This window comes from Rhizobacter sp., assembly GCF_035702065.1.
Taxonomy (GTDB): domain Bacteria; phylum Pseudomonadota; class Gammaproteobacteria; order Burkholderiales; family Burkholderiaceae_C; genus Rhizobacter.
This window is the reverse complement of sequence record NZ_DASSRA010000248.1, coordinates 1-10847: the sequence shown is the minus strand read 5'-3', so window position 1 is coordinate 10847 and position 10847 is coordinate 1. Positions and strand designations below refer to the sequence as shown.

Sequence of the window (10847 nt, the reverse complement as noted above, 5' to 3'; positions counted from 1 at the left end):
GGGGCAAGGCGCTGCAAGGCGCGCTGGGCGAGCGGCTGGCCTGCGAACCGCTGCAGACCCTTGTCGACACCGCCCAGCCGGCTGCCCTGGCCGCCGGCGAGAACCAGGCCAGTGATCTGCGCCGGATCAACCACCGATGTAGTGCATCTCGACGCGCCGCGCGCCGCTGCCGGTATCGGCCTGCTGATGGCTGCGCAGCTCGGAGTAGCGGTCGCCGCGGCCTTGCCAGATGAGGCCGATGGCGCTGGCGATCTGCTCGTCGTTGTAGTCGCCGCGCAGCAGGGCGCGCAGGTCGTGCCCTTGGGTCGCGAAGAGGCAGAGAAACAATTTGCCTTCGGTCGACAGCCGGGCGCGGTTGCAGTCGTGGCAGAAGGCCTGGGTGACGCTGGAGATGAGGCCGATCTCGCCACGCCCATCGGTATAGCGCCAGCGCTCGGCCGTTTCGCCGGTGTAGTTGGCGCCGATGGCCTGCAGCGGGAAGAAGGCGTTCAGGCGCGCCAGCACTTCGGCCGAGGGCAGCACCTGGTCCATGCGCCACCCGTTGGTCGCGCCCACGTCCATGTACTCGATGAAGCGCAGCACGATCTGGCTGCCGTGGTGTTCGCGGAAGTGGCGGGCCATGGGCACGATCTCGTGGTCGTTGGTGCCGCGCTGCACCACCATGTTGACCTTGATCGGGCCGAGGCCCACGCGCTCGGCGGCCTCGATGCCGGCCAGCACGTCGGCGACCGGAAAGTCGGCGTCGTTCATGCGGCGGAAGATCGTGTCGTCCAGTGCATCGAGGCTGACCGTCACGCGCTGCAGGCCGGCGTCCTTGAGTGCCTGGGCTTTGCGGGCGAGCAGCGAGCCGTTGGTGGTGAGCGTGAGGTCGAGCGGCTGGCCGTCCGGCGTGCGCAGCTCGCTCAGCATGCGAATCAGCACCTCGATGTTCTTGCGCAGCAGCGGCTCGCCGCCGGTGAGGCGGATCTTCTGCACGCCGTGGGCGGCGAACAGCCGTGCCGTGCGGGTGATCTCCTCGAAGCTCAGCAGTGAGTCATGCGGCAGAAAGGCGTAGTTCTTGTCGAAGACTTCCTTGGGCATGCAGGAGCCACAGCGGAAGTTGCAGCGGTCGGTCACCGAGATGCGCAGATCTCGCAGTGGACGGCCCAGGGTGTCGGAGAGCAAACCGGTGCTGGGAATGGCCTGCGCCGGGATGCGCGGCGGGGCCGCTGCATAGCGCTGGTCTGCGAGGGGAATGACTTTCTCGGCCATCGGCACATTGTGCCCGTGCGGCCTCGCCGCGTGGGCTCAGGGCGGAATGTCGTTGGGGAAGCCGCTGGGAACCGGCGCGGGCGCTTCGGGTGCCGAAGGAGCCACCGTTGCGGCGGGGGTGACGGCGGGCAATGCCGCTTGTGCGGGGCGGCGCGCGCCGGTGAAGCGCTTGGCCCAGTAGCGCACGTCCATGCTCTCGACGCGGATCTCGCCGCCCGGCCGGGGGGCGTGGATGAACTTGTCGTCGCCCACGTAGATGCCGACGTGGGAGAAGGTGCGCTTGAGGGTGTTGAAGAAGACCAGGTCGCCGGGTTTCAGCTCGGTGCGCTTGACCGGGGCCAGGCCGGTCGCCTTGGCTTGGTCGTCGACCTTGCGGGGCAGCAGCAGGCCCAGGCTGTTCTCGTAGATGTGGCGCGTGAAGCCGCTGCAGTCGAACCCGGCATCGGAGTTGCCGCCGCGCTTGTAGGGCACGCCCAGGAAGTTCATGGCCGAGATCACGAGGTCGGAGGTGGCGTCGCGTACCTCGATCACGCCCTTGTCGGCCAGCAGCTTGGCGATGGGGTCGTTGCTGTCGGGCGCGGCCTGCGCAAAAGAGGCGGCCAGGGCACATGCCAGCGCAACCAGCACCGTGCGAACCGAAACGGGGGTCACGCCAAACATGGGCGGAGCATAGGCGCCCGAGGTGCCTCAGTCAACAAAAAGTCAACACTGGCAAGGGGTTGGCGTGCTTTCTTCATGTTTCTACTAATCCCATGACCCCGCTTTGAGGACAGTTTGGCGAAAGCATCGCGACCTAAGCTGCGCGCCTGCACCAAAGCTGGGGAGACACCACATGGCCCGTTACACCGACTTTCACGCCCGTTCGCTCACCGACCGCGACGGCTTCTGGGCCGAGCAGGCTGAACTGATCGACTGGCACAAGCCCTTCCACGAGGTCTGCGACTACAGCAACCCGCCCTTCGCCCGCTGGTTCGTGGGTGGGCAGACCAACCTCTGCCACAACGCCGTGGACCGCCACTTGGCGGCCCGCGCCGACCAGAACGCGCTGATCTGGGTGTCGACCGAAACCGATCAGGAGCGTGTCTACAGCTTCCGCGAGTTGCACGCCGAGGTGCAGCGCATGGCGGCCTGCCTGCAGTCGCTGGGGGTGCGCAAGGGCGATCGCGTGCTGGTCTACATGCCCATGATCCCCGAGGCGGCCTTTGCGATGCTGGCCTGCGCCCGCATCGGCGCGCTGCATTCCGTGGTGTTCGGCGGCTTTGCCAGCGGCAGCCTGGCCAGCCGAATCGACGACGCCCGGCCAACCGTCATCGTCAGTGCTGACGCCGGCAGCCGCAGCGGCAAGGTGGTGGCCTACAAGCCGCTGCTCGACGAGGCGCTGCGCATCTCCTTGCACAAGCCCGGCCAGGTGCTGCTGGTGGACCGCGGCCTCGCGCCCATGAGCCTGGTCGAAGGGCGCGACCACGACTACGCCACCATGCGCGAGAAGCATCTCAAGGCGCAGGTGCCTTGCACCTGGGTCGACGCCACCCACCCCAGCTACACGCTCTACACCAGCGGCACCACCGGCAAGCCGAAAGGCGTGCAGCGCGACACCGGCGGCTACGCCGTGGCGCTGGCCGCGAGCATGAAGCACATCTTCCAGGGCAAGGCAGGCGAGACCTTCTTCTGCGCCAGTGACATCGGCTGGGTGGTGGGCCACAGCTACATCATCTATGGCACGCTGATCGCCGGCATGGCCACGCTGATGTACGAAGGCCTGCCGGTGCGGCCCGACGCCGGCATCTGGTGGAGCCTGGTCGAGAAGTACAAGGTCAACCTGATGTTCACCGCGCCCACCGCGGTGCGTGTGCTGAAGAAGCACGACGCGGCCTTCCTCAAGAAGTACGACCTCAGCTCCCTGCGCACGCTCTTCCTCGCTGGCGAACCGCTCGACGAACCCACTGCGCAATGGATCGCGCAAGGCATCGGCAAGCCGGTGGTCGACAACTACTGGCAGACCGAAACCGGCTGGCCCATCCTGACCATCGCCAACGGCGTGGAGAAGGCGCCCAGCAAGTTCGGCAGCCCCGGCTTCGCCATGTACGGCTACGACGTGAAGCTGATCGACGACGCCACTGGCCAGGAACTCACCGCGCCGAACCAGAAGGGCGTCGTCGTGATCGAAGGCCCGCTGCCACCGGGCTGCATGCAGACCGTCTGGGGCGACGATGCGCGCTTCGTCAAAACCTACTGGAAGACCATCCCCGGCCGCATGGTCTACAGCACCTTTGACTGGGGCGTGCGCGATGAAGACGGCTACTACTTCATCCTGGGCCGCACCGACGACGTGATCAACGTCGCCGGCCACCGCCTGGGCACGCGCGAGATCGAGGAGAGCATCTCCAGCCACCCGGCCGTGGCCGAGGTGGCCGTGGTCGGTGTGGCAGACACGCTCAAGGGCCAGGTGGCCATGGCCTTCGTCGTCGTGAAAGATGCGACTGCCATCGCCGATGAAGCCGCCAAGCTCAGGCTCGAAGGCGACATCATGAGAACAGTCGATCAGCAGCTGGGTGCCGTCGCCCGGCCGGCACGGGTGCGCTTCGTCACCGTGCTGCCCAAGACGCGCTCAGGCAAGCTGCTGCGCCGCGCCATCCAGGCTGTGTGCGAGCAGCGCGACCCGGGTGACCTGACGACGATCGAGGACCCCACCGCGCTCCAACAGATCCGAGACCTGCTCTGAAGCGCAAGCGAAGCGTCGCGCCCTTCAAGCAACACCCGCGGAGCCGGCTTCGCCGGTCCGCCAGGTGGCGCCCCTCGGGGGCAGGAGCGATAGCGACTGGGGGGCTCTACAAGACCTCGGAGGCGAAGTCCGCCAAACGCGAACGCTCGCCGCGAGCGAGCGTGACGTGCCCCGAATGTGGCCAGCCCTTGAACCGATCGACCGCGTAGGTGAGGCCCGAACTGCCCTCGGTGAGGTAGGGCGTGTCGATCTGCGCCAGGTTGCCCAGGCAAACGATCTTGGTGCCAGGGCCGGCTCGGGTGATCAGCGTCTTCATCTGCTTGGGGGTGAGGTTCTGTGCCTCGTCGATGATGACGAATTTGTTCAAGAAGGTGCGCCCGCGCATGAAGTTCAGGCTCTTGATCTTGATCTTGCTGCGCACCAGGTCGTTGGTGGCCGCGCGGCCCCATTCGCCGGCACCGCTGTCGGACTTGGACAGCACCTCGAGGTTGTCGTCGAGTGCGCCCATCCAGGGGCCCATCTTTTCCTCTTCGGTACCCGGCAGGAAGCCGATGTCTTCACCGACCGGCACGGTGACGCGGGTCACGATGATCTCGGTGTAGCGGCGGTCGTCCATCACCTGAGACAGGCCTGCGGCGAGTGTCATCAGCGTCTTGCCGGTGCCGGCGGTGCCGGTGAGGGTGATGAAATCAACCTCCGGGTCCATCAGCAGGTTGAGCGCGAAGTTCTGTTCGCGGTTGCGTGCCGTCACGCCCCACACGGCGTTCTTCTGGTGGGTGTATTCGCGCAGCGTGCGCAGCACGGCGGTCTTGCCGGTGATCTCGGTGACCTTGGCGTACAGCGGCGCGGCGCCGGGCGCCTCGAGGTAGACGAACTGGTTGATCATCAGCGACGGCACGAGCGGCCCGCTGATGCGGTAGTAGGTGAGGCCGGCCTGGTTCCAGCTCTCCATGGTCTTGCCATGCAGCTCCCAGAAGTCGGAAGGCAGCGTCAGCACGCCGGTGTAGAGCAGGTCGCCGTCGTCCAGCGTCTTGTCGTTGAAATAGTCTTCGGCAGGCAGTCCCAGCGCACGGGCCTTGATGCGCATGTTGATGTCTTTCGACACCAGCACCACCTCGCGCTTGGGGTTCTGCTCACGCAGGGCCTGCACCACACCGAGGATCTGGTTGTCGGCCGTGCCCTGGGGCAGGCCCTGCGGCAGGCTCACGTTGACCAGCGTGGTCTGGAAGAAGAGCTTGCCGCCGGCGTCCTTGTGGCCGGTGTGGTTGAGCGGCAGGCCGTCGGCCATGTCGGCCGATTCGCGCTCGGACAAACTGGCTGCCAACGCGTCGAGGTCGCGGCTGACCTGGCGGGCATTGCGGGCGACTTCCGACATGCCTTTCTTGTGATCATCGAGCTCTTCGAGCGTGATCATCGGCAAGTAGATGTCGTGCTCTTCGAAACGGAAGAGGCTCATCGGGTCGTGCATCAGCACGTTGGTGTCGAGCACGAAGAGCTTGGCCGGGCCGTCGCCGCGGGCCTTGCGGCGGCGTGGTTCAGGGGCAGGCGGACGAGCCGGCTTGGTGGCTGGCGGGGGCGTGACCTTGGCGATCAGCGGCGCAGCTTCGCGCGGAGGTTCCAACAAGTCCAGCACGGCGGGGCCGGGGTCGGAGGCAGCGTGTTTCTGGGTTCGTTTGCCCGGTTTGGGCGCAGCCTGGGATTCGAAGTCGGCGGGGGTGAGGAGGGCGGCTCGTTTGACAGGCGGCTTGGGCAGTGGCATGGGCTGTGTTCAGGTGGGCTGCGGGGAAACAAAAAAGCCGCACAGTCGCCTGTGCGGCTTGGTCGGGGGCTTGCGGGAGTCACAACTCACAGGCATGAAACCATTATGCACATGTGATCTGACGACTCAACCGCCATGAGGGAAGCGTGGTTGAAAAACAAAAAAGGCCGCATTGCTGCGGCCTTTTTTGGCAGTCTGTGAGGCGCTTCAGGCGGCTGCCTTCTTGAGCGATTTGACGGCCTTGAGCACTTCGTCGACATGCCCGGCCACCTTGATGCCGCGCCACTCGGCACGCAGGATGCCGGAAGCGTCGATCAGGAAGGTGCTGCGCTCGATGCCCTTGACCTTCTTGCCGTACATGATCTTGTTCTTGACCACGCCGAACATGTGGCACAGCTTCTCTTCGGTGTCGGCGATCAACTCGTAGGGCAGCTCCAGGTTCTGCTTGAACTTGTCGTGCGAGGCCATGTTGTCGCGTGACACGCCGAACACCACGGCGCCTGCCTTCACGAAGTCCTTGTGACGATCACGGAACTGCATCGCCTCGGTGGTGCAGCCAGGGGTGTTGTCCTTGGGGTAGAAGTACAGAACGACCGTTTGCCCGGCGAATGCCTGCGGCGTGAACTTCACGCCACCGGTTGCGAGCGCTTCAAATTCCGGGAGGGGTTTATTGAGAGCTGGCGTCATGAAGAATTCTGAAGTTGCGCCTCGTCAGGCGTAGCCCGTGATTATAAGGGCTACGGCAAGCGCGCTTCGGCTGCGAACAGCCGTGAAATAGGGGTTGACGGGCTCAGCCCAGCAGCAAGGCGGCGACCACGCGCCGGCTCTCACCGGCGAGCACGTTGTAGGTACGGCAGGCGGCGGCAGTGTCCATGGTTTCGACGCCGATTCGGCGGGCCATGAGATTGCGCATCAGGGCGGGCGAAGGGAATCGAATGCGCGGCCCGCTGCCGAAGATCACGAGCTCCGGTGCCAGGTCGGTGAGACGGTCGAAATCGGCCGCCATCAGCGCCTCGAACCCGGCTTCACCCCAGGGCGAAACCTCGCCCACCCAGGGGATGACGATGCTGCTTCGGTAGGTGATGCCATTGACCGAAACTGCGTCCGACAACAGCCCGGAGATGACGTTCACGCCTTCGATGCGGTCGGGTTGCAGCTTCAATTCACGGACTCTCGGAAGGGATGGGCCGCCAACAGCGTGGCGGGCATGGTGATCGTTGATAATTCTAGGCTTTGCGCCGTTCAGGAGACCTCGTTGAAGCCCATCGTCAAGTCCGGCAAATTGGCCAACGTGGCCTATGACATCCGCGGGCCGGTGCTCGAGAAGGCCCGCCAGATGGAGGACGAGGGCCACAAGATCATCAAGCTGAACATCGGCAACGTGGCTGCCTTCGGCCTGGAGCCGCCCGACGAGATCGTGCAGGACATGATCCGCAACCTGCCCTCGCAGGTGGCAGCCGGCTACACCGACAGCAAGGGCCTGTTCGCTCCGCGCAAGGCCGTGGTGCACTACACGCAGGAAAAGCGCATCCAGGGTGTGACGGTCGATGACGTCTACCTCGGCAACGGTGCCTCCGAGCTGATTGCGATGAGCCTGAACGCGCTGCTGAACAACGGCGACGAGGTGCTGATCCCCGCGCCCGACTATCCGCTGTGGACGGCCGTCACCGGCCTGTCGGGCGGCACGCCAGTGCACTACATGTGCGATGAGCAGGCCGACTGGATGCCCGATGTGGCGGACATCAAGCGCAAGATCACCTCGAACACGCGCGCCATCGTCGTCATTAACCCCAACAACCCGACCGGCACGCTCTACCCGGAGAGCGTGCTGCTCGACATCATCGAAGTGGCTCGCCAGCACCAGCTCATCGTGCTGGTCGACGAGATCTACGACAAGACGCTGTACGACGGCAACGTGCACACCAGCATGGCCTCGCTGGCCGACGACGTGCTCTTCGTCACCTTCAACGGCCTCAGCAAGAACTACCGCGCCTGCGGCTACCGCGCCGGCTGGATGGTGGTGTCGGGCGAGAAGCGCCACGCCAAGGACTACATCGAGGGCCTGAACATGCTGGCCTCGCTGCGTCTGTGCGCCAACACGCCGGGGCAGCTCGCGATCCAGACGGCGCTCGGCGGCTACCAGAGCATCAAGGACCTGGTCGCACCCACCGGCCGCCTGGGCCGTCAGCGCGACCTCGCCTACAAGCTGCTGACCGACATCCCGGGTGTCACCTGCGTCAAGCCCAAGGCCGCGCTGTACATGTTCCCGCGCCTCGACCCGAAGATGTACCCCATCCAGGACGACCAGCAGTTCGCCTACGAGCTGCTGGCCGAGGAGAAGGTGCTGATCGTTCAAGGCACCGGCTTCAACTGGACGCAGCCAGACCACTTCCGCGTGGTCTTCCTGCCCAACAGCGACGACCTCACCGACGCGATCGGCCGCATCGCGCGATTCCTGCACCACTACGCCAAGCGGCATCACTGAGACCTCATATGAAGCCTATCCAAGTCGGCCTTCTCGGCATCGGCACCGTCGGCAGCGGCACGTTCAACGTGCTCCAGCGCAACCAGGAAGAGATCCGCCGCCGTGCTGGCCGTGCCATCCAGATCACCATGGTGGCCGACCTTGACACCGCCCGCGCCAAATCGGTCGTGGGCGACAGTGCTCAGGTCGTGGCCGATGCGCGCCAGGTCATCGCCAACCCCGAGATCGACATCGTCATCGAGCTGATCGGCGGCTATGGCATCGCCAAGGCCCTGGTGATGGAAGCCATCGCCGCGGGCAAGCACGTGGTCACCGCCAACAAGGCGCTGCTGGCCGTGCACGGCACCGAGATCTTCGCGGCTGCGCATGCTAAGGGCGTGATCGTGGCCTTTGAAGCAGCGGTGGCCGGCGGCATCCCCATCATCAAGGCACTGCGTGAAGGGCTCACCGCCAACCGCATCGAATGGATCGCCGGCATCATCAACGGCACCACCAACTTCATCCTCTCGGAGATGCGCTCCAAAGGGCTCGACTTCGACGTGGTGCTGAAAGAGGCGCAGAAGCTCGGTTACGCCGAAGCCGACCCGACCTTCGACATCGAAGGCGTGGACGCCGGCCACAAGGTCACGATCATGAGCGCCATCGCCTTCGGCATTCCGGTGCAGTTCGACAAGGCCCACGTCGAGGGCATCACCAAGCTGCAAGCCGCCGACATCACCTACGCCGAGCAGCTGGGCTACCGCATCAAGCTGCTGGGCATCACCAAGCGGCGCGACGACAAGCAGGGCATCGAACTGCGCGTGCACCCCACGCTGGTGCCGAGCAAGCGCCTCATCGCCAACGTCGAAGGCGCGATGAACGCCGTGGTGGTGCAGGGCGATGCCGTGGGCACCACGCTGTACTACGGCAAGGGCGCGGGCGCCGAGCCCACCGCCTCGGCCGTGGTGGCCGACTTGGTGGACATCACCCGCCTGCACACCGCCGACCCCGACCACCGCGTGCCGCACCTGGCCTTCCAGCCCAAGGAGCTGTCGAACACCCCCATCCTCCCCATGGACGAGGTGGTGACCTCCTTCTATCTGCGCCTGCAGGTGGCCGATCAGGCCGGCGTGCTGGCGCGCATCACCGGCATCCTGGCCGAGCGCGGCATCTCGATCGACGCGCTGCTGCAGCGCGAGTCGGCCGAGGGCGAGGCGCAGACCGACGTGATCATCCTCACGCACGACACCATCGAAGGCGAGATGAGCAAGGCCATCGCGCAGATGCAGGCCTTGCCCACCGTGCTGGCGCCCATCGTGAAGATCCGCAAGGAAGAACTCAGTTGAAGTACATCTCCACCCGCGGTGACAAGACCCAACGCGGCTTCTCCGACATCCTGCTCGAAGGCCTGGCCCCCGATGGTGGCCTGTACCTGCCCACGCACTATCCGATCGTGGCGCGCTCCACGCTGGCGCAATGGCGCAAGCTCTCCTACGCCGACCTGGCCTTCGAGGTGTTGTCGCTCTTCATCGATGACATCCCGGCGGCCGATCTGCGCGCCATCGTCGACAAGACCTACACGCCCACCATCTTCGGCACGCGCGAGATCACGCCGCTGAAGACGCTGCAGGCGGGCCTGCACCTCGAAGCCCTGTCCAACGGCCCCACGCTGGCCTTCAAGGACATGGCCATGCAGCTGCTGGGCAACCTGTTCGAGTACGAACTGGGCCGCCGCGGCGAGACGCTCAACATCCTGGGCGCCACCTCGGGCGACACCGGCAGCGCGGCCGAGTACGCCATGCGTGGGAAGCGCGGCGTCAACGTCTTCATGCTCTCGCCCAACGGCCGCATGAGCCCCTTCCAGCAGGCCCAGATGTTCAGCCTGCAAGACGCCAACATCCACAACATCGCCATCGAAGGCGTGTTCGACGACTGCCAGGACATCGTCAAGGCCACCTCGAACGACCTGGAGTTCAAGCGCCGCTACAAGATCGGCACCGTCAACTCCATCAACTGGGCTCGCCTGCTGGCTCAGGTCGTGTACTACTTCGCCGGCTACTTCCAGGCCACCGAGAGCGAAGAGGAACGCGTGAGCTTTGCTGTGCCCTCGGGCAACTTCGGCAACATCTGCGCCGGCCACGTGGCGCGCATGATGGGCCTGCCGATCAAGCGCCTGGTGCTGGCCACCAACGAGAACCGCGTGCTCGACGAGTTCTTCCGCACAGGCACCTACCGCCCGCGCGGCAGCGCCGAGACCTATGAGACATCGAGCCCCTCGATGGACATCTCGAAGGCCAGCAACTTCGAGCGATTCGTGTTCGACCTGCTGGGCCGCGATGGCGAGCGCACGCGCGAGATGTTCAAGACGCAGCTCGAGCAGCAGGGCTTCTTCCAGCTCAGTCCGGCGGAGTACGAGCGGATCTCGGTCTACGGTTTTCTGTCGGGCCACAGCACGCATGCCGACCGCGTGGCCACCATCCGTCAGACCTGGCAGGACCACGGCGTGATGGTCGACACCCACACCGCCGACGGCTTGAAGGTGGCGCGCGAGTACCTCGAGCCCAACGTGCCGATGATCGTGCTGGAGACTGCGTTGCCGGCCAAGTTTGCCGAGACCATCGTCGAGGCGCTGGGCCGCGAACCGGATCGGC

10 protein-coding genes are annotated in these 10847 nt (G+C 65.4%); 4 read left to right on the top strand and 6 right to left on the bottom strand.

Features of this window, described 5'->3' with window-relative positions:
* The 3 genes from VFL64_RS11430 to VFL64_RS11420 all read right to left on the bottom strand — a co-directional run.
* The coding region (locus VFL64_RS11430; protein WP_489540502.1) for an NTP transferase domain-containing protein at nt 1–134 on the bottom strand (134 nt) is incomplete at its 3' end.
* Entirely contained in the window at nt 127–1251 is a 1125-nt protein-coding gene (gene moaA, locus VFL64_RS11425) for a GTP 3',8-cyclase MoaA (protein WP_489540501.1), read from the bottom strand. The genes moaA and VFL64_RS11430, both read right to left, overlap by 8 nt.
* Before the next feature lie 36 nt (nt 1252–1287).
* Nucleotides 1288–1911 (bottom strand): C40 family peptidase, encoded by a 624-nt coding sequence (locus tag VFL64_RS11420; protein ID WP_489540500.1) that lies wholly within the window; start codon nt 1909–1911, stop codon nt 1288–1290.
* 172 nt (nt 1912–2083) lie between these two features.
* Between VFL64_RS11420 and VFL64_RS11415 the strand changes: the two genes are divergently transcribed.
* Nucleotides 2084–3973 carry a propionate--CoA ligase gene (locus tag VFL64_RS11415; RefSeq protein ID WP_489540499.1) on the top strand — a complete coding sequence of 630 codons (1890 nt, stop codon included), beginning with the start codon at nt 2084–2086 and terminating at the stop codon, nt 3971–3973.
* 106 nt (nt 3974–4079) lie between these two features.
* Here the strand turns inward: VFL64_RS11415 and VFL64_RS11410 are convergent, their stop codons facing one another.
* From VFL64_RS11410 to VFL64_RS11400, 3 genes are all read right to left on the bottom strand, one after another.
* Nucleotides 4080–5732, bottom strand: coding sequence for a PhoH family protein (locus VFL64_RS11410; RefSeq protein ID WP_489540498.1), 1653 nt, complete (start codon nt 5730–5732; stop codon nt 4080–4082).
* 207 nt (nt 5733–5939) lie between these two features.
* Complete coding sequence (locus tag VFL64_RS11405; protein WP_489540497.1) at nt 5940–6419, bottom strand: peroxiredoxin; 480 nt, start codon at nt 6417–6419, stop codon at nt 5940–5942.
* Between the two features lie 103 nt (nt 6420–6522).
* A complete protein-coding gene (locus VFL64_RS11400; RefSeq protein WP_489540496.1) occupies nt 6523–6864 on the bottom strand; it encodes an Mth938-like domain-containing protein in 342 nt (113 codons plus the stop codon).
* Between the two features lie 123 nt (nt 6865–6987).
* On the opposite strand from VFL64_RS11400, the gene VFL64_RS11395 reads away from it, so the two are divergent.
* The 3 genes from VFL64_RS11395 to thrC all read left to right on the top strand — a co-directional run.
* Entirely contained in the window at nt 6988–8217 is a 1230-nt protein-coding gene (locus VFL64_RS11395) for a pyridoxal phosphate-dependent aminotransferase (protein ID WP_489540495.1), read from the top strand.
* A gap of 8 nt (nt 8218–8225) precedes the next feature.
* Nucleotides 8226–9542, top strand: coding sequence for a homoserine dehydrogenase (locus tag VFL64_RS11390; protein WP_489540494.1), 1317 nt, complete (start codon nt 8226–8228; stop codon nt 9540–9542).
* The coding region (gene thrC, locus VFL64_RS11385; protein ID WP_489540493.1) for a threonine synthase at nt 9539–10847 on the top strand (1309 nt) is incomplete at its 3' end. The genes VFL64_RS11390 and thrC, both read left to right, overlap by 4 nt.

Excerpts from the sequence above, each read along its gene's own strand:
- VFL64_RS11405 (WP_489540497.1), bottom strand. The coding sequence starts at position 6,419 with ATGACGCCAGCTCTCAATAAACCCCTCCCGGAATTTGAAGCGCTCGCA.
- VFL64_RS11410 (WP_489540498.1), bottom strand. The coding sequence starts at position 5,732 with ATGCCACTGCCCAAGCCGCCTGTCAAACGAGCCGCCCTCCTCACCCCC.
- VFL64_RS11415 (WP_489540499.1), top strand. The coding sequence starts at position 2,084 with ATGGCCCGTTACACCGACTTTCACGCCCGTTCGCTCACCGACCGCGAC.
- VFL64_RS11390 (WP_489540494.1), top strand. The coding sequence starts at position 8,226 with ATGAAGCCTATCCAAGTCGGCCTTCTCGGCATCGGCACCGTCGGCAGC.
- moaA (WP_489540501.1), bottom strand. The coding sequence starts at position 1,251 with ATGGCCGAGAAAGTCATTCCCCTCGCAGACCAGCGCTATGCAGCGGCC.
- VFL64_RS11420 (WP_489540500.1), bottom strand. The coding sequence starts at position 1,911 with ATGTTTGGCGTGACCCCCGTTTCGGTTCGCACGGTGCTGGTTGCGCTG.